Origin of the sequence: Pseudoalteromonas sp. XMcav1-K (genome assembly GCF_044005875.1) — a bacterium.
Classification (GTDB): domain Bacteria; phylum Pseudomonadota; class Gammaproteobacteria; order Enterobacterales; family Alteromonadaceae; genus Pseudoalteromonas; species Pseudoalteromonas spongiae.
Genome location: NZ_JBIPJE010000030.1, coordinates 1 through 17,654 on the forward strand (window position 1 = coordinate 1; position 17,654 = coordinate 17,654).

The following is a 17,654-nucleotide window of genomic DNA, read 5'->3' on the forward strand; positions in this document are numbered from 1 at the left end:
ACCTTTATTAGTTGTCTAACCCTTTAGTTGAAAGCACTTCAACTAAGTGAATAACTTGTTGCATTACCCACTTTCAGATACAGATTGTTGTTCCTAAATTGACGCTAGAAACATGGCTTCGGATATAAAACCAGGGAGAAATCTGAAAACGGATGCAGCAAACTAGGCTTGTGAAAATGAATGAAAACTGAATGCGAGTTCAGCTTTTGTTCAGATATAAAAAACGGCGCTTAGGATGCGCCGTTTGTTACTATTAGATTAACAGAAATAACATCTGTACCGCTTATTTATCAGCATGTTACACACTAATAACGTGCTTTTATTGATACTCGTTTTCGTGCGTTACCAGATGTAATCAATTGTAACCAAGCTACATCTGTAGACGCTCAGTTAAGCATTTGTTACGACAAAGTTGAGAGTTGCTGTTTTTTCACGCTGGCTTGAAACATCACGGTAACGTAGCTGAATTTGCCACACCATTTCGCGCTTGCTACATACCCCAACCATGCCCATGGCGTGATAAGTTGAGTCATCTTTTTGCGAAAAAAATAATGGGATTTTTCCCATATACATATTTACCCCTTCAATATGCGCGTCGATGATGTCAATTTTATTACGCGGGGTAAAAACAATCTCAAACTCGGTTTCTGGTTTGACGGTTTGTTCATTAATTTTGAGCTCAGAAGAGTTTATGTGTTGCTCTTTACTCGGTGCTTTTTGTGAACGACTAAACTCACCACAGCTTGTTAAAATTAGTGCTGTAAAAATGATGGTTAAAATGCGCATTAATTTCTCTTCAATAACGGGCGTTTGTAAGATGGCCGCGAATTTAGACTAAATTTGCACAAAAATAAATCACCCTCACCGAGAATATTTGATTGAGGTCATAATTTTGGGCAAATGCGCTATCTTTTTAAAAGCAAAAATTTTATTATTTCTCATGCAAAAAAAGAGTTTTACTGGGTTTGTTTTCTTGCCAGCTTAATCTTTGACTTTAGTCGTACAAAAAAGTTCGAGTTAGTAAGGTAACGAATTTGGTAAATATTTTAGAGGCCCCATTTCTTTAATTAGAACTGGGAAATTCATTTCTTATTGCAATTTATTGCAGCGGAAACCGGAAAATGAGCCAAACAACAGTAGCATCACAAACAGAATACAACTATAAAGTTGTACGCCAATTCGCCATTATGACGGTGATTTGGGGCATTGTTGGCATGGGTGCCGGGGTTTTCATCGCAGCTCAGCTAGTATGGCCTGCGTTAAACTTTGACATTCCATGGTTAACTTACTCTCGACTTCGTCCGTTACATACGAACGCAGTTATTTTCGCATTTGGTACAAGTGCACTATTTGCAACGTCTTACTACGTTGTACAACGTACCTGTCAAACGCGTTTATTCTCAGACAAGCTTGCAGCATTTACCTTTTGGGGTTGGCAACTTGTTATTGTATTAGCAGCAATTACACTGCCTCTTGGTTTCACAAGTGGTAAAGAGTACGCTGAGCTAGAGTGGCCAATCGACATCCTAATTACGGTTGTTTGGGTTGCTTATGCGGTTGTATTCTTTGGTACCTTAATCAAGCGTAAAGTGTCGCATATTTATGTTGCTAACTGGTTCTATGGTGGTTTCATTATCACTGTTGCTGTTTTACACATTGTAAACAGCATGGCAATTCCAGTTTCCCTAACTAAGTCGTACTCAATCTACGCGGGCGCAGTAGATGCCATGGTGCAATGGTGGTACGGTCACAACGCAGTAGGTTTCCTACTGACAGCTGGTTTCCTAGGTATGATGTACTACTTCGTTCCTAAGCAAGCTGGCCGTCCAGTTTACTCTTACCGTTTATCGGTAGTTCACTTCTGGGCACTAATTTCGCTTTATATTTGGGCAGGTCCTCACCACCTACACTACACTGCTCTACCTGACTGGACTCAGTCTTTAGGTATGGTTATGTCAGTAATTCTATTTGTACCATCATGGGGTGGTATGATTAACGGTATCATGACGCTATCTGGCGCATGGCATAAACTTCGCCACGATCCAATTCTTCGTTTCTTAGTTGTTTCACTATCTTTCTACGGTATGTCAACATTCGAAGGCCCAATGATGGCAATTAAATCTGTAAATGCACTATCTCACTACACTGACTGGACTGTTGGTCACGTACACTCAGGTGCATTAGGTTGGGTTGCAATGGTATCAATCGGTGCGGTTTATCACTTAATCCCTAACCTATTTGGTCAAGCTCGCATGTACAGTACTAAGCTTATCAACACACACTTCTGGTTACACACAGTAGGTGTTGTACTGTACATCGTTGCAATGTGGATTTCAGGTGTAATGCAAGGTCTAATGTGGCGTGCAGTTAACTCTGACGGTACATTAATGTATAGCTTTGTTCAGTCACTTGAAGCATCGTATCCATTCTACTTCATGCGCTTTGTAGGCGGTGTATTCATCGTTGTTGGTATGCTAATTATGTTATACAACGTTGTTAAAACTGTTGCAGCTGAAAAAGGTGCATTGCAAGCTGAAGCTCAGCCTGCTTAAGGAGTAATGTATGAGCCAGAATAATTCACAAAACAAACACGAGATTGTTGAAAAGAACGTTGGCCTAATGGCTATCCTAACGGTTTTCGCAATCAGCTTTGGTGCACTTGTGGAAATTACACCACTAATGTTCCAAGAAGATACGACAAAACCTGTAGATGGCTTACGTCCGCTAACAGCGTTAGAAATGGAAGGTCGTGATATCTACGTGCGTGAAGGTTGTTACAACTGTCACTCACAAATGATCCGCCCATTCCGTGACGAAGTTGAGCGTTACGGCCACTACTCGGTAGCGGGTGAAAGCGTTTGGGATCACCCATTCCAGTGGGGTTCTAAGCGTACTGGTCCAGATCTAGCTCGCGTAGGTGGTCGTTACTCAGACGATTGGCACTATGCTCACTTGGTAAACCCACGTGATGTAGTTCCAGAGTCAAACATGCCAGGTTACCCTTGGTTAGCGACAAACAAAGTTGACACAACGCATACACTTAAGAAATTACAAGTGTTCCGTGACAACTTTGGTATTAGCCAAGAAGCGTATCCAGGTCGTGGTTACGGCAGTGATGAAGAATTACAAGCTGATGTTAAATCTATTGAAGGTAAAACTGAAATGGAAGCGCTTATCGCGTATCTACAGCAGCTTGGTACTCACTTAAAGTAAACCACTATGGATTACGGCACATTCAGAGGCATATTTACTCTGGTATTATTAGTACTTTTTATTGCCATTGTATGGTGGGCTTACAGCAAACGTTCTAAAAAGAACTTTGATGAAGCAGCAAACGCGATTTTCGAAGACGAAAACGTACATAACAATACAGTTGGCGAAAAGGAAAAAAAGGAGTCTGAGAAATGACTACGTTTTGGAGCATTTGGGTTATTGTATTAACCATAGCATGCTTAGCAATCTGCTTCGGACTACTAGTTTGGAACTTAAAGAACTACGTAGGCGTTGAAGAAAATGAAACATGTGGCCACGAATTCGATGGTATCGAAGAGATAAACAACCCACTACCTAAGTGGTGGACAATTATGTTCTTCGCAACCTTCGTATGGGGCGTTGTATACCTTATCCTTTATCCGGGTATGGGTAACTTTAAAGGTGTTTTAGACTGGACGAGTTCAAACCAAGGTGTTTTGAATATCCAAGAGTCGAAAGACGCTGTAATAGCTAACGCAGACAAACGCGTACAGCTTGATAAAGAAATGGAAGCTGCAGAAGAGCGTTTCGGCCCGGTATTCCAGCAATTCGCAAAACAAGATATTAAAGATCTTGCGACTAACGAAGAAGCACTAGAAATCGGTCAACGTTTATTCTCGCAAAACTGTGCACAGTGTCACGGCTCTGATGCACGTGGCGGCCAAGGCTTCCCTAACCTAACGGATAACGATTGGTTATACGGTGGTTCACCTGAAGCTATCAAACAAACACTTCTTCACGGTCGTGTTGCTGCAATGCCTGCGTGGATTGATGCACTTGGTGAAGATGGCGTTAAAGAAATGACAGCTTATGTACTAAGCCTTTCTGGTCGTACTGTTAACCAAAAAGATGCAGCTGCAGGCCAAGCTAAATTTGCAATGTGTGCTGCGTGTCACGGTATGGACGGTAAAGGTAACTACGCGTTTGGTGCACCTAACCTAACAGATAATGTTTGGTTATACGGTGGTTCACAACGCGCGGTTGAAGAAACGCTTCGCAATGGCCGTGCCGGTGTAATGCCAGCGTGGAAAGATATCCTAGGCGAAGATAAAGTACATATCTTAACAGCGTACGTATACAGCTTATCTCAAGATAAGTAATTGATTAGTTAAACTTAACGCGTTATTTAAACTAATTTTAAAATTGCGTTAAGAGTACGAATCTAGATCAAAAAAGCTCCCAATCGGGAGCTTTTTTTTACCCTTTTCACACCACATCAAGTAGAATAACGCCACATTTGATTTAACGATTATTCACTATGTCTACAACCCCTTGGTATAAACAATTTTGGCCTTGGTTTATCATCTTTGTACCAGCGAGTGCCGTTATCGCATGTATTACCCTGCTTTTTTATATGTCTGACAAAGGGCCTTCAATGGTTGTTGACGACTACTACAAAAAAGGCAAAGCAATTAACTTAGAACTCTCTAAGTTTGACCGTGCTAAAGCACTTTACTTGCACGCAGACCTGACCGTTAGTAACGGTGTTGTTACCGTTAATTTCACAAAGGGCGACTCACTTAAGCCAGCAGCACTAAAAGTATCGTTTTATCACACCACATTAAAAGATAAAGACGTTGACTTAATGCTAGCACCTAACGCCAACGGTGCGTATTCAAGCGTTACAGACGAATTGCTTGATGCACGCTACACGGTATTTATTGAACCGATTGGTGGCGAATGGAAATTAAAGGAAAACATAAAACTACCTTACGACAGCGCATTTAAGATTAAGCCAGAATATAAGTAACCTATGTCTAAAAACTGTTTTCATTGCTTAGAGCCTATTCCAGCAGGTATTTCATTAAGCATTACCTTTGAAAATGACGAAAAGCCGATGTGTTGTTTGGGCTGCCAAGCAGTTGCCGAGGCGATTATCGACCAAGGTATGTCGGATTATTACACATACCGCACCGACAGCGCAGGTAAAGTTCAAGAACTTGTGCCGGAACAGATTAAAATGTTCCAAAGCTACGATGATGAAGATATTCAGTCAGAATTTCTCACCAAGCAAGGTGATATCGCAGAAATCTTGCTGAGTGTCGAAGGCATTAGTTGCGCGGCATGTGCTTGGCTTATTGAAAAACAGTTACTTAATCTAGGTCACGTGGTGCGTGTTGATGTAAATACATCAACCTATCGCGCCATGGTAAAATGGGATCAGTCTAACCTAAAACTCAGTACCATTATTGAGTCATTGGCACGCATTGGTTACCGTGCCTACCCCTTTCAACAAGATCACGAAGAGCAACAAAAGCGACAAACAGCGCAATCCTATGTGCGCAGGTTAGGTGTCGCTGGCCTGATGACCATGCAAGTCATGATGTTCGCTTTTGCCATGTACTTTGGTATGTTCTCAGGAATGGATGAAGGCTTTGAACAATACTTCCGTTGGATCAGCTTAGTGCTTGCCACACCGGTTATTCTCTACTCTGCCCTACCATTTCTTACGTCAGCTATTCGCGGTTTAAAAGCCAAGCAACTGAATATGGACTTACCGGTATCACTTGCTATTTTTGGTGCGTATGGTGCAAGTTGCTGGGCAACCGTGTTTGAAACTGGCGAAGTGTATTTTGAATCTATCTGCATGTTTACCTTCTTATTATTGTTAGGTAAATATCTAGAATTCCGCGCCCGATTAAAAGCCTCTGAGTTTACTGCCAACTTGCAAAAACTGTTACCGCTTACCGCCCGTTTAGTAAATGATGAAGAAGAAATCATTGCGGCAAAACGTCTTAAATTAAACGACAAAGTGATGATCAAAGCAGGTGAAACAATCCCTGCGGATGGTATTTTAATTGACGGTAAAACGTCTGTTGACGAAGCAATGATGACAGGCGAACACGCCGCCGTTGCAAAAACGGTTGGCGACCAAGTTTATGCCGGCACGGTCAATCATGATGGCGTTATTAGCATTGAAGTTAACCAAATTGGGCAAGACACTCTTATCAATCAGATAGTCCGCCTGCAACATCAAGCGCTCACTTCGCGCCCTAAAATCGCAGAAATTACCGATAAAGTGGCGCAATGGTTTGTGGCATGTTTACTTGTATTTGCATCGATTACCGCTTTTTCGTGGTACCACATCGAACCAGAACATGCGTTTTGGGTGACCATCGCAGTACTGGTAGCTACCTGTCCATGTGCTCTGAGTTTAGCTATCCCCACAGCACTTACCTGTGCTGTTGCCAAACTCACCCAGCAAGGAGTACTAATTAAACGCTCCCACGTGCTCGAAACCTTAACTAAGGTTACTGATATTGCGTTTGATAAAACGGGTACGTTAACCGAAGGTAAATTCACCTTACTTGATACCAAATTGTTTGATGACAGCGTGTCATTAGAACAGGTTTACGCGCTGGCAAAAACCTTGGAAACCTATTCAGAGCACCCTATTAGTAAAGCTTTTACCGAATTAGATGTGCCACCTGTCGCAATTAGTGATGTTGAAATTGAAACAGGAAAAGGTATCTCTGCAGAATTCCAACAGCAAACTGTTGCTATCGGTAAAGCAAACTGGCATTGCCAAGTAGCAGATACAACGCACGACGTGTTTTTATACCTAAACGAGCGCGTGATCGCGGGCTTTAAATTGCAGGATAAAATTCGCGACCATGCGGCAGATACCTTAAGTGCACTTAAAGCTAATAATTTACAGCTGCAAGTTTTAACGGGCGACCCTTCACTTGCAGGTAAACAACTAGTATCAAGCTTAGATATTGATCATGTAAAAACAGGTTGTAGCCCAAGCGATAAACAAAAAGAGGTTGAGCAACTTTCGCATCAAGGCAAAATTGTTGCTATGGTCGGTGATGGCGTGAATGACAGCCCGGTATTTAATAGCGCGCATTTATCAATTGCGATGGCATCGGGTGCAGATATATCGAAAAACACCGCCGATGTTGTTTTGCTAAACAGCGAACTTAATGGCATCAGTCGATTATTTAATACCGCTAAATTGACTCGCCGAGTGATAAAGCAAAACCTTGCTATTTCGCTATGTTACAATGGTTCTATATTACCACTTGCGGCAATGGGTATGGTACCGCCATGGGTAGCTGTTATCGGTATGTCGGCAAGTTCACTAATTGTAATCGGTAATTCATTACGTTTACTTAAATAAAGGGGCACGTAACAGTGAGCATTATTTATGTATTAATTCCCATCGCTATTTTGTTGGTAATTGTCGCAATTGGCGTGTTCTTTTGGGCTGTTCGCAGTGAGCAGTTTAATAATCTTGATAAACAAGCACACAGCATATTATTCGAAGACGATAAAGAGCAGCACAACAAAAGTAATGACAACTAGTCACTTAATATCAGCGCTTATTATGGGGTTGTTAGGCAGCGGACACTGCTTAGCAATGTGTGGCGGTGTTGCGTCATCATTAACGCTCGCCGTTAAAGACAAAGCACAAATTAAACGCTATACCCTACTCTATAATTTAGGCCGCGTACTAAGCTATTGCATCGCCGGTGCTCTGGCAGCAGGCATCAGTCAGCAGTTTGCTTCGCAATCAACCTCATTTTCACATGCTTTATCAATATTAAGCGGTGTGTTTATGATTTTGGTTGGACTTTATATTATGCGCCTTACGTTTTCGCTTAATTGGATTGAAAGTGTTGGTAAAGTCGCTATCTGGCAACATTTAGTTAAACTAAACAAACGCTTATTACCGATTAACACAAAATCAAAAGCACTTGCGTATGGTATGTTGTGGGGCTGGTTGCCTTGTGGCTTAGTCTATTCTGCCCTGCTTTTTGCTATATCAACCCAATCAGCAGTGCAAGGTGCTGCCTTTATGTTGTTGTTTGCCATTGGCACGTTACCTGCCATGGTTGGACTGGCATTTGCGGCAGAAAAATTTAAGCAAATACTTAATCATACGATGATGCGTATGGTGTTTGGTAACATCTTCATTTTCTACGGTTTATACCTTTTGATAATTGCGTTACTATAAGGTTTTAGTATAAATTATTCTGGTATTTCCTTTTCTCTAGGTGTGTCATGGAATTGAACAAAAAATCAGTATCGAAAAACTGCGCGATTAAGTGTCAGGATTGTAGTATCAGTCAGCTGTGTATTCCGGTTTCTCTTAACGCGGAAGAAATGGGCAAGTTAGATGACATCATCGAGCGAAAGAAACCGCTTCATAAAGGTGATTACTTATTTGAAGCCGGACAACCACTTCGTTCTATTTACGCCGTGCGTTCAGGCTCGTTTAAATCATATACCTTAACTGAAAGTGGCGAAGAGCAAATCACTGGCTTTCATTTAGCGGGCGACATTGTTGGCTTTGATGGCATTAGCACGATGAGCCATAAAAGCTACGCACAAGCGATGGAAACAGCCATGGTATGTGAAATTCCATTCACTACATTAGATGACCTTTCAGGGAAATTGCCTAAATTACGTCACCAAGTGATGCGTATGATGAGCAATGAGATCAATTACGACCAAGAAATGTTACTGATGCTGAACAAAAAGACAGCTGAAGAGCGCCTAGCTGCGTTTTTAGCGAATCTTTCTACCCGTTTTGGTGAGCGTGGTTTTAGTAAAAAAGAATTCCGTTTAACCATGACCCGTGGTGAAATTGGTAATTACCTTGGCCTAACCGTTGAAACTATCAGCCGTTTATTAAGCCGCTTCCAAAAAGCCGAGATCATCAATGTTGAAGGTAAGTTCATTACCATTTTAGATGCTGACGAATTATTCAAAGTCGCTTCTATTAAGTCTTGATCTAAAACAAAATAATCTATTAGAAACCTTTCAAATTAGTATAGATCCAGTACACTGAATTTATAATTTGGGAGGTTTTTATGAATACCATCAAAAAAATTCTTGCGGTTATCGACCCAAGTAAAGATAAGCAAATCGCGCTAAACCGCTCATTCGAGTTGGCAAGGAAGTCCGGCGCTCAAATTACTGCCTTTTTGTCTATTTACGACTTTTCATATGAGATGACAACTATGCTCAGTCGTGAAGAGCGCGATGCCATGCGCGACGCGGTTATCAACGACAGAAAAGAATGGATCACATCTTTAATTAACCAGCATGGCGGTGACATAAAAGTGGATTGCCAAGTGGTTTGGCATAACCGCCCTTTCGAATCCATTATTGAAGCGGTGCTAGAGCAAAACTACGACATGGTTGTAAAAGGCACGCACCAGCATGATACGCTTAAATCGGTTATTTTCACGCCGACCGATTGGCACCTAATTCGAAAATGCCCAGTGCCTTTGTTACTTGTAAAAGAGCATGATTGGCCAGCAGGCGGACAAATTTTAGCTGCAGTTAATGCATCAAGCGAAGAAGAAACCCATCAAGCGCTTAACCATACAATTATGAAAGAAGCCGCTTATCTGGCTGATTTAATTGACGGTAATCTTAACCTAGTCAATGCCTATCCAGGTACACCGGTTAATATTGCAATTGAAATTCCAGAATTCGACGCAGGTCAATACGCAGAGTCAGTAAAGGCACACCATGTTGCAACTACCCATAAGCTTGCAGAGCAATATCAAGTCGAGCCAAGTCATTGCTATATTAACGAAGGCTTACCTGAAGATGTACTGCCACAAGTAGCAAACCAATTAGATGCAGAACTGGTTGTCATGGGCACCGTTGGGCGCACTGGCATTAGTGCAGCACTTATTGGTAACACCGCTGAACATGTAATTGATAGTTTAAATTGCGATGTATTAGCCTTAAAACCACAAGGTTATAAAAGCCCTTTAGATAAGTCTTAACCTCGCTAATATTTTCACCTATAATACGCCCCTTTATTTGTTCTAGGGGCGTATTTGTATGTCGCATTCAGCAGAAGCTAAAGCGAAATATAACCTTAATAAGTTACAGAAACGACTTCGTCGTTTTACTGGTCAAGCAATTGCAGACTTCAATATGATTGAAGAAGGCGACCGCATAATGGTGTGCTTATCAGGCGGTAAAGACAGCTATACACTGCTTGATATTTTGCAAAACTTGCAACGCTCTGCGCCGGTTAACTTTGAGCTTTTTGCAATCAACCTAGATCAAAAGCAACCTGGTTTCCCTGAGCATATTTTACCTGAATACCTGGAGTCTCTGGGCATTGAGTTTAAAATCGTAGAAGAAGATACCTACAGCATCGTAAAGGATAAAATTCCTGAAGGTAAAACCACCTGCTCACTGTGCTCACGCTTGCGTCGCGGTATTTTATACCGTACAGCAAAAGAAATGGGCGCAACTAAAATCGCACTCGGTCACCACCGTGATGACATGATTGAAACCATGTTCTTAAATATGTTTTATGGTGGCAAATTGAAAGGTATGCCAGCAAAGCTATTAAGCGATGATGGTCAGCACATGGTTATTCGTCCACTTGCCTACTGTAAAGAAAAAGATATTGTAAAATACGCTGAAGCAAGAGAATTTCCAATTATTCCGTGTAACTTATGTGGTTCGCAAGAAAACTTGCAACGTAAGCACATTAAAGCAATGTTAAATGAATGGGATAAAACTCACCCAGGCCGTGTAGAAACTATTTTTACATCAATGCAAAACGTGGTGCCATCGCATTTAGCGGACCCATCAATCTTTAATTTTGCTGAGTTAAATAAAGATTCGCAGATTGATGAAGGTGATATCGCCCTTGATAAACCTGATGTGCCTGCGGTACCCGTTGGGTTAGAAATTGACGAACAAGACGTGAACGTTATACAACTCTAATCAATTTACTACTTATCTCTTTATAAAAGGAAGCTTCGGCTTTCTTTTTCATATCAAACAACTATTTAATTTAATACTGTTTTTTACTAGTATTGGCTTATCAGCCCTCAATATGGCTCGCGTTACTATGTCTAAAAAAATTGCATTAATTACCTCTGGCGGCGATGCGCCCGGCATGAATGCCGCTATTCGCGCCGTAACACTGCAAGCTGAAAAATATCAGTATCAGGTACTTGGATTTATCGGCGGTTATAACGGGTTAATTGACAATCACTTTATTACCCTTGATTGCCATAAAGTCGACGATATTATTCGTAAAGGTGGTACCATTTTAAAGTCAGCGCGCTGCCCTGAAATGCTTGACAGTAGTGGTCCAAAACGCGTAGTTGACACCTTAGACAGCAATAACATCGACTCATTAATTGTGATTGGTGGTGATGGCAGTTTTAAAGGCTGTTTAGCTATTAGCGAACTGTGGCAAGGTAATATCATTGGTATTCCAGGCACCATAGATAACGATATTAACGGCACAGATCAAACAATCGGGTTTTGGACCGCAGTAGAAACCGCGCTCGACAGCATAGATAAAATTCGCGATACCGCTAACGCGTTTGAGCGTATTTTTATTGTTGAGGTAATGGGCCGAAACTGTGGCTTTTTAGCGGTTGAGTCCGCCATAGGTTCTGGTGCGGAACATATTGTTTGCAAAGAAATTATTGAAGACGAAGTTCAGTTTATTGATAACCTACTCGTCAACATCAATAAAGCCATTCGCAATCATCGAACCGACAGCTACATTATCGTTATGGCGGAAAATTCTCTTAGCTTTAGCGCTCATGACTTGAGTAAGAAAATCGAACGCTATACCGGTGTAGACAGCAAAGCAGCGATTTTAGGGTATATTCAACGCGGCGGCAGTCCGGTTGCGCCTGACAGAGTACTCGCAACTCAGTTAGGTGTCGCGGCGGTTGAAGCAATAAAAGCGAATAAAAGCAATATTATGGTTGGCATGCTAAATAACACCGCCACCGAAACTGCCTTTAGCGCCACCAGTTACAGAAACACGTATAATCAGAAAATTATCAGACGTCTTAACCAGTTGAACTTTAATTTAGATTAAAACCGATTAGCTTTGGCCTACCAAGCCCCTTTCACTGCGCCCAGCAAACACTTTAATTGTTGCTGGGTGACAAAGCTTATTACTTAGTTAAACTGCCACGCACAGCCTCTAGTAAGGTACTTGCGATACGCTCACTCTCAACAGGCATAAATTTACCTGTTACTGAGTAACCTTCAACAAAAGACACAAGCAGTGCTGCTGATGTTTTAAGCGTGCAATCATCACTGCTTAACGGCCTTAACACATCGCATATCACCGTAAACACCGTTTCATAGTAGCGGCGTAAATATTCATTTATATCGTCATTTCGTGTTGAAATCGCCCAATACTCTCTGAATATTCGACACATATCCGATACTTCTCGAGCATAATTAAGCTGAGATGTAATTAACACTTGTAACTGCTCAAAGTTCTCAAGCGGAGTTTGTTGCTTTAACTGTGTTACGCAATCATCAAAATATTGATCTGCTATCGCCTGAAGCAGGACATTTTTGTTGGTGTAATAATATTGCACGTTACTAAGCGAGATACCTGCTGAGGTTGCCACTTTACGCATCGTCAAGCCCATATCACCTTCACTTTTTAATAACTGAGTTGCCACCTGCAATATCTTTTTATTTTTATCGTTTTGTTTAGTCATTACGGGATATCTACTAACGTTAAAATTTTAAATACACCAACTATTGACATTTTAGGTCGACTGACCAAACATAACAATAGGTCGAGTGACCTAATAATTATATAAGGTGAAATATGAAAGGACTTGTCGCTGAAAATAGGCAATTAGTAATTAAACGCGATTTGAACATGCCACTAGTTGGTGAAGGAGAAGTACTAGTTCAAGTTAAAAGCACAACGATTAATTTAATCGATTTAGAGTTTGCGAAAGGTAAGTATGATTTGTTTCTTAAATTGGCAAGAAATAACCACACAGTTAAGACGGGTATCGAGTTTTCAGGTCTAGTGGCAACGGATGGTCACGCATTTAAAAAAGGCGACAGGGTTTTTGGTTACGTCAATCTGCTAAAAAGCGATAAAACTCACCAAGAATTTGTTAGCGTACACGAGCAATACATTGCAAAAATACCCGCGAACTTGTCGTTTTCACACGCAGCGGCCCTACCGCTTGGTGCACTAACAAGTTATGTTGCGCTTAACGAATTAGTTAATCTCACGAGTAACAGCAAAGTGCTTATAATCGGTGCATCAGGCGGACTTGGTGTATATGCAATTCAAATTGCTAAGCGCGCTGGCTCACACGTCACAGCGCTTACAGGTGATAAACATCTGCAATTTTTAAAATCATTTGGCGCCGATGATGTAATCGACTATCACGCGAGCCCTTTAGAATCTTTAAAAGACAAGTACGACGTTGTTTTAGACTTATCCAATACAAAATTATATAAACAAGTTAAGCACTTGCTAGTGAGTGATGGGGTCTTTATACCTGCTGAGCCTAACAAACACTTTTTAAGTTTTGTTATGAATGCATTTAGAAAGCGAAAAACCAAATACTTGTACGTGGATAAAGGTGATAGCGCAAAATTAACACAGATCGCAAATTGGGTCGCGCAAGGGGAAATCCAAACCTGTGTTGATAGTGAGTTTCTATTCGAAGACTACCAAAGTGCTATTTCACGATTTTTACAAAAAGGGCGACGTGGTCGTGTTGTGCTCAATTTCGAATAATTTGGCTATTGGTTATTAGCAATTGAGAAGTGAAACATAAGAAGCGCGATTAAATTGCCACAGTGAAAATTTGGCAACACGCCGTGAATAAAGTATCTGTTGCTCGATATGCGCAACAGATACTGCATGCTAGCGATTTATCAACTTAGCTCGCTAAGGCGGCTTTTACTTTATCGCGGTAGCTGCGGCTTACTTTTAATTCTTGACCGTTTTCTAGTACCAGTAAGTATTCGCCACTTACCTGCGTGACTAGCTTGTTGATTTGCTTGCTATTTACAATAGCGCTACGGTGTACGCGCACAAACTCTTTTGGATCAAGTTCGGCTTCCAGCTCTTTCATGGTTTTGCGTAAAATATGTGTTTTACCATCAGCACAGTGTAAACACATGTAGTCGCCTGCGGCGTCAACCCATTGAATACTGCTCACCTGCACACGAACAATTTCGCCTTGCTCTTTTACCGCAATGGACTCTGGGAAACGGGTTTCTTCTAGTTTATCGCCAGCAGCAAGCTTTTTAAGAATTTCTTCACAGTTGTTACCCGTAATACCCGCAACAAAGCTAGCAAGTTTACGTTTATGGCTTGTATCTTCTTGTGATTTTAAATATGTTTGCACTTTTTCTACCGCCTTCTTCAATCTGTTGTCGTCTACTGGTTTAAGAAGGTAGTCTAATGCGTGAATTTCAAATGCTTTCACTGCGTATTGATCAAATGCAGTAACAAATACAATTGCAGGGATCCCTAACGCCGATTCAGACAGTTGTTTTACAACTTCTAACCCCGACAACCCTGGCATTTGTATATCTAAAAACATTAGATCTACTTGCTGACGTTTACATTCCGCCAACGCTTCTTCACCGTTTTTACAAAGGCCCACTACTTCAATTTGTGGGAAATCTCTTAACCTTATTGATAACCCCTTTCGTGCAAGAGGTTCGTCATCAACAATAAGTGTTTTTATTGTGTTCATGGTTATCCTTTTTCAAACGGTATACGTATATTTACAACAAGACCTTGCGGCTGATTGTTAGATAATACAAATGAATAGTTATGTTCGTAAAGCGTCTTTAAGCGATCTTGCGTATTTGCAAGCCCTACGCCTGAACTTTTCACTAATTCACCCTCACTGATATCCGTACCAGGACCGTTATCGGATACTTCTAATAATAATTCGTTAGCAAACACCTGTGCCTTAATTGCTATCGCCCCACCACTTTCTAAATTGGCAATGGCGTACTTAATTGAGTTTTCAATCAAGGGCTGCAAAATCATACTGGGTACCAGCGCATGTTTTGCTTCTTCGCTTACATCAATTTCTATGCTTAAGCGATCGTCAAAGCGTACTTTTTCAATATCAAGGTATAACCCCAAAACATGTAGTTCTTGTTCAAACGGCACGCGTTTAATGGGATCGGTGTTTAAGGTATAACGTAAAAACTCACTTAACTTAGAGACCATTTGGTTAGCGTTTTTATTCTCTTCTACCAAAATCAACGTCGAAATTGCGTTAAGCGTATTAAATAAGAAATGTGGATTAAGTTGATAACGCAACATTTTTAATTGCGCTTCATGTGCCATGGTATTGGCTTTTAACGCCTTTTGCTTTTCGCCTTGCAGTAGTTGATAGTATTTAATACCAAAATACAAACCACTCCAACACAGCACAATGTAAACTGAATCTAAGCCTTGTTTGAAATAATAAAACCATTCATCAGGGCGATAACCATGGCGATAAATTTCCCACAAGTTAAATTTTTGAATAACTGACCAAGATGTACCGACAATATAGGAGGCGACAAATACCACAAAAATCAAAAATAGCGGCTTGGCATTCCAAATCTTACGATATAAATAACGCAGAGGGATCGTTAACAAGCATCCTGCATAGGCATTTAGCACGATAACAAATACGTAGATGTCGCGCATTTCGAAAACGCGTGAGCCAATATAGTTTACTAAGGCATAACCAACCCAGCCGGCTATTTGTAATACCCAAAAAAACTTTTGTCTGTCTTCTACTAGTCTTTGCCAGTTCAAAATTCTTAAATTCATGTATACTTGGTATCTCTTATTATAAGAATGTGGGCCAGAAAGGCACTGACAGCTACCTTGCTTTCCATGCAACTCATCGCAAGGCAGTTGCAATTTGCCATAAAAAAAGCTGGCAGAAGCCAGCTTTCAATAGTTAAGTGATTATAAATCAACCTAATTTATCAGACGCAACTTTATAGGTTGGATCTTCAATTACGTTAACTTCGACTAAGTCTTTTGCGCGAGACAATAACTTCTGACAGTCTTTAGAAACATGACGTAAATGTAACTTTTTACCTTGCTTAGTGTAACGTTCTGCAAGACTATCAATTGCTTCAATGGCGCTGTGATCGGCAACGCGACTGTGTTTAAACTCAACAATCACATCCGCTGGGTCATTTTTAACATCAAATAGCTCTAAGAAGTTTTTAACTGAGCCAAAGAATACCGGACCGTGCAATTCATATACTTTTGAGCCGTTTTCATCGATGTAAGACGTCGTGTAAATATGTTTTGCGTGTTCCCAAGCAAACACTAACGCAGACACAATAACACCAACACATACCGCTACGGCAAGATCGGTTACTACCGTAACACCCGATACTAACACAATCACAAACGCGTCTGTTTTAGGCACCTTTTTCATAATACGGAAGCTTGACCACTCAAATGTGCCAAGTACTACCATAAACATTACGCCTACAAGTGCTGCAAGCGGGATCATTTCAATTAGGCTGGCTGCAAACAAAATAAACATCAGTAGCATAACTGCCGCTGTAATACCTGAAAGACGTGAGCGACCGCCTGAGTTAATGTTGATCATTGACTGACCAATCATCGCACAGCCCCCCATCGCACCAAAGAAACCGCATGTTACGTTTGCCGCACCTTGGCCAATACATTCTTGGTTTCCGTTGCCTCGTGTTTCAGTAATTTCGTCAATTAAGGTTAGCGTTAATAACGACTCAATTAAACCAATTGCCGCAAGTACTAAAGCATACGGTAAAATAATCCACAGAGTTTCAAGTGTCATAGGTACGTTCGGAATATGAAATTCAGGTAAGCCGCCTGCCATCGTCGCGTTTACGTCACCCGTCATATCTTTTAAGAAATCAACAACAGTACGTGCTTCTAAATCTAAACCAATCACCAAACCAGTTACTACAACAATTGCCGCAAGTGATGAAGGAATTGCAGATGTGAGTTTTGGTAAGAAATGAATAATCGCCATGGTTAACGCAACAAGGCCTGCCATGATAAACATTGGTTCGCCTGTCATCCATTGCATTTCACCATTTGCATCAGGCGCTTTAAATTGCCCTAGCTGCGCTAAGAAAATAACAATAGCCAAACCATTAACAAACCCGAGCATTACAGGGTGCGGCACCATGCGAATAAATTTACCAAGCTTTAGCACACCCGCTAATATCTGCAAAATACCCATCAAGAGTACGGTTGCAAATAAATACTCTACACCGTGGGTGACAACTAGACTCACCATAACAACCGCTAACGCACCCGTTGCACCTGAAATCATACCTGGGCGACCACCAAATACAGCAGTAATTAGACCAACAATAAATGCTGCATACAAGCCAACCAAAGGTTCTACGTGCGCAACAAATGCGAAAGCCACCGCTTCTGGCACAAGGGCTAGTGCGACGGTTAAACCAGACAGAATATCGTTCTTTGCCGATTTAGGGGCTCTAGATAATAAGTTAAACATGGATCTCCCATTGAGTAGCACAACATTGAGCAAAACTTGCTGTAATGCGTTTATTTTAGTCTATTTTGAGGGCGCGAAGTTTAGCAGAATCGACGATTTATAACAATTTATTAAATTTCACAAAAA

At 41.1% G+C, this 17,654-nt stretch carries 18 protein-coding genes; 13 read left to right on the top strand and 5 right to left on the bottom strand.

The features are described 5' to 3' along the window. Window positions 1-390: 390 nt before the first annotated feature. Entirely contained in the window at window positions 391-786 is a 396-nt protein-coding gene (locus ACHSBP_RS04305) for a hypothetical protein (RefSeq protein WP_010560212.1), read from the bottom strand. A gap of 335 nt (window positions 787-1,121) precedes the next feature. On the opposite strand from ACHSBP_RS04305, the gene ccoN reads away from it, so the two are divergent. From ccoN to ACHSBP_RS04365, 12 genes are all read left to right on the top strand, one after another. Next, the gene (gene ccoN / locus ACHSBP_RS04310) at window positions 1,122-2,552 is read left to right on the top strand and encodes a cytochrome-c oxidase, cbb3-type subunit I (RefSeq protein ID WP_010560213.1); all 1,431 of its coding nucleotides are present in this window, start codon (window positions 1,122-1,124) and stop codon (window positions 2,550-2,552) included. Window positions 2,553-2,562: 10 nt separating this feature from the next. Continuing rightward, window positions 2,563-3,213, top strand: a complete 651-nt coding sequence (gene ccoO, locus ACHSBP_RS04315; protein ID WP_010560214.1) for a cytochrome-c oxidase, cbb3-type subunit II — start codon at window positions 2,563-2,565, stop codon at window positions 3,211-3,213. A 6-nt stretch (window positions 3,214-3,219) separates the two neighbouring features. Beyond that, on the top strand, window positions 3,220-3,408 hold the full coding sequence (locus tag ACHSBP_RS04320; RefSeq protein WP_010560215.1) for a cbb3-type cytochrome c oxidase subunit 3: 189 nt from the start codon (window positions 3,220-3,222) through the stop codon (window positions 3,406-3,408). Further along, window positions 3,405-4,352: a cytochrome-c oxidase, cbb3-type subunit III gene (gene ccoP, locus ACHSBP_RS04325; protein ID WP_010560216.1), complete on the top strand. Its 948-nt coding sequence runs from the start codon at window positions 3,405-3,407 to the stop codon at window positions 4,350-4,352. The genes ACHSBP_RS04320 and ccoP overlap by 4 nt, the downstream gene beginning before the upstream one ends. A 158-nt stretch (window positions 4,353-4,510) precedes the next feature. Then, complete coding sequence (locus ACHSBP_RS04330) at window positions 4,511-5,002, top strand: FixH family protein (RefSeq protein ID WP_010560217.1); 492 nt, start codon at window positions 4,511-4,513, stop codon at window positions 5,000-5,002. Window positions 5,003-5,005: 3 nt separating this feature from the next. Next, complete coding sequence (locus ACHSBP_RS04335) at window positions 5,006-7,375, top strand: heavy metal translocating P-type ATPase (protein ID WP_395388215.1); 2,370 nt, start codon at window positions 5,006-5,008, stop codon at window positions 7,373-7,375. 14 nt (window positions 7,376-7,389) lie between these two features. Continuing rightward, window positions 7,390-7,560, top strand: a complete 171-nt coding sequence (gene ccoS, locus ACHSBP_RS04340) for a cbb3-type cytochrome oxidase assembly protein CcoS (protein ID WP_010560219.1) — start codon at window positions 7,390-7,392, stop codon at window positions 7,558-7,560. Next, window positions 7,550-8,212, top strand: coding sequence for a sulfite exporter TauE/SafE family protein (locus ACHSBP_RS04345; protein ID WP_010560220.1), 663 nt, complete (start codon window positions 7,550-7,552; stop codon window positions 8,210-8,212). Before ccoS ends, ACHSBP_RS04345 begins: the two co-directional genes overlap by 11 nt. Before the next feature lie 47 nt (window positions 8,213-8,259). Continuing rightward, window positions 8,260-8,991 carry an FNR family transcription factor gene (locus tag ACHSBP_RS04350; RefSeq protein WP_395388216.1) on the top strand — a complete coding sequence of 244 codons (732 nt, stop codon included), beginning with the start codon at window positions 8,260-8,262 and terminating at the stop codon, window positions 8,989-8,991. Between the two features lie 80 nt (window positions 8,992-9,071). Beyond that, entirely contained in the window at window positions 9,072-10,001 is a 930-nt protein-coding gene (uspE, locus tag ACHSBP_RS04355; RefSeq protein ID WP_054980106.1) for a universal stress protein UspE, read from the top strand. Window positions 10,002-10,059: 58 nt separating this feature from the next. Continuing rightward, the gene (ttcA, locus tag ACHSBP_RS04360; RefSeq protein WP_010560223.1) at window positions 10,060-10,962 is read left to right on the top strand and encodes a tRNA 2-thiocytidine(32) synthetase TtcA; all 903 of its coding nucleotides are present in this window, start codon (window positions 10,060-10,062) and stop codon (window positions 10,960-10,962) included. A 127-nt stretch (window positions 10,963-11,089) separates the two neighbouring features. Next, entirely contained in the window at window positions 11,090-12,082 is a 993-nt protein-coding gene (locus ACHSBP_RS04365) for an ATP-dependent 6-phosphofructokinase (RefSeq protein ID WP_395388217.1), read from the top strand. A gap of 79 nt (window positions 12,083-12,161) precedes the next feature. Here ACHSBP_RS04365 and ACHSBP_RS04370 read toward each other — a convergent pair whose 3' ends face one another. After that, window positions 12,162-12,722 (bottom strand): TetR/AcrR family transcriptional regulator, encoded by a 561-nt coding sequence (locus tag ACHSBP_RS04370; protein WP_010560225.1) that lies wholly within the window; start codon window positions 12,720-12,722, stop codon window positions 12,162-12,164. Window positions 12,723-12,835: 113 nt separating this feature from the next. On the opposite strand from ACHSBP_RS04370, the gene ACHSBP_RS04375 reads away from it, so the two are divergent. Further along, window positions 12,836-13,771, top strand: coding sequence for an NAD(P)-dependent alcohol dehydrogenase (locus ACHSBP_RS04375; protein WP_010560226.1), 936 nt, complete (start codon window positions 12,836-12,838; stop codon window positions 13,769-13,771). A gap of 145 nt (window positions 13,772-13,916) precedes the next feature. On the opposite strand, the gene ACHSBP_RS04380 is transcribed toward ACHSBP_RS04375, so the two are convergent. From ACHSBP_RS04380 to ACHSBP_RS04390, 3 genes are all read right to left on the bottom strand, one after another. After that, window positions 13,917-14,741, bottom strand: a complete 825-nt coding sequence (locus ACHSBP_RS04380) for a LytTR family DNA-binding domain-containing protein (protein ID WP_010560227.1) — start codon at window positions 14,739-14,741, stop codon at window positions 13,917-13,919. Window positions 14,742-14,743: 2 nt separating this feature from the next. Further along, on the bottom strand, window positions 14,744-15,808 hold the full coding sequence (locus ACHSBP_RS04385) for a sensor histidine kinase (RefSeq protein WP_040641592.1): 1,065 nt from the start codon (window positions 15,806-15,808) through the stop codon (window positions 14,744-14,746). A 163-nt stretch (window positions 15,809-15,971) separates the two neighbouring features. After that, window positions 15,972-17,528 (bottom strand): SulP family inorganic anion transporter, encoded by a 1,557-nt coding sequence (locus ACHSBP_RS04390; protein WP_010560229.1) that lies wholly within the window; start codon window positions 17,526-17,528, stop codon window positions 15,972-15,974. Window positions 17,529-17,654: the final 126 nt, after the last annotated feature.

Excerpts from the sequence above, each read along its gene's own strand:
- ACHSBP_RS04305 (WP_010560212.1), bottom strand. The coding sequence starts at position 786 with ATGCGCATTTTAACCATCATTTTTACAGCACTAATTTTAACAAGCTGT.
- ccoN (WP_010560213.1), top strand. The coding sequence starts at position 1,122 with ATGAGCCAAACAACAGTAGCATCACAAACAGAATACAACTATAAAGTT.
- ccoO (WP_010560214.1), top strand. The coding sequence starts at position 2,563 with ATGAGCCAGAATAATTCACAAAACAAACACGAGATTGTTGAAAAGAAC.
- ACHSBP_RS04320 (WP_010560215.1), top strand. The coding sequence starts at position 3,220 with ATGGATTACGGCACATTCAGAGGCATATTTACTCTGGTATTATTAGTA.
- ccoP (WP_010560216.1), top strand. The coding sequence starts at position 3,405 with ATGACTACGTTTTGGAGCATTTGGGTTATTGTATTAACCATAGCATGC.
- ACHSBP_RS04330 (WP_010560217.1), top strand. The coding sequence starts at position 4,511 with ATGTCTACAACCCCTTGGTATAAACAATTTTGGCCTTGGTTTATCATC.
- ACHSBP_RS04335 (WP_395388215.1), top strand. The coding sequence starts at position 5,006 with ATGTCTAAAAACTGTTTTCATTGCTTAGAGCCTATTCCAGCAGGTATT.
- ACHSBP_RS04345 (WP_010560220.1), top strand. The coding sequence starts at position 7,550 with ATGACAACTAGTCACTTAATATCAGCGCTTATTATGGGGTTGTTAGGC.
- ACHSBP_RS04350 (WP_395388216.1), top strand. The coding sequence starts at position 8,260 with ATGGAATTGAACAAAAAATCAGTATCGAAAAACTGCGCGATTAAGTGT.
- uspE (WP_054980106.1), top strand. The coding sequence starts at position 9,072 with ATGAATACCATCAAAAAAATTCTTGCGGTTATCGACCCAAGTAAAGAT.
- ttcA (WP_010560223.1), top strand. The coding sequence starts at position 10,060 with ATGTCGCATTCAGCAGAAGCTAAAGCGAAATATAACCTTAATAAGTTA.
- ACHSBP_RS04365 (WP_395388217.1), top strand. The coding sequence starts at position 11,090 with ATGTCTAAAAAAATTGCATTAATTACCTCTGGCGGCGATGCGCCCGGC.
- ACHSBP_RS04370 (WP_010560225.1), bottom strand. The coding sequence starts at position 12,722 with ATGACTAAACAAAACGATAAAAATAAAAAGATATTGCAGGTGGCAACT.
- ACHSBP_RS04375 (WP_010560226.1), top strand. The coding sequence starts at position 12,836 with ATGAAAGGACTTGTCGCTGAAAATAGGCAATTAGTAATTAAACGCGAT.
- ACHSBP_RS04380 (WP_010560227.1), bottom strand. The coding sequence starts at position 14,741 with ATGAACACAATAAAAACACTTATTGTTGATGACGAACCTCTTGCACGA.
- ACHSBP_RS04390 (WP_010560229.1), bottom strand. The coding sequence starts at position 17,528 with ATGTTTAACTTATTATCTAGAGCCCCTAAATCGGCAAAGAACGATATT.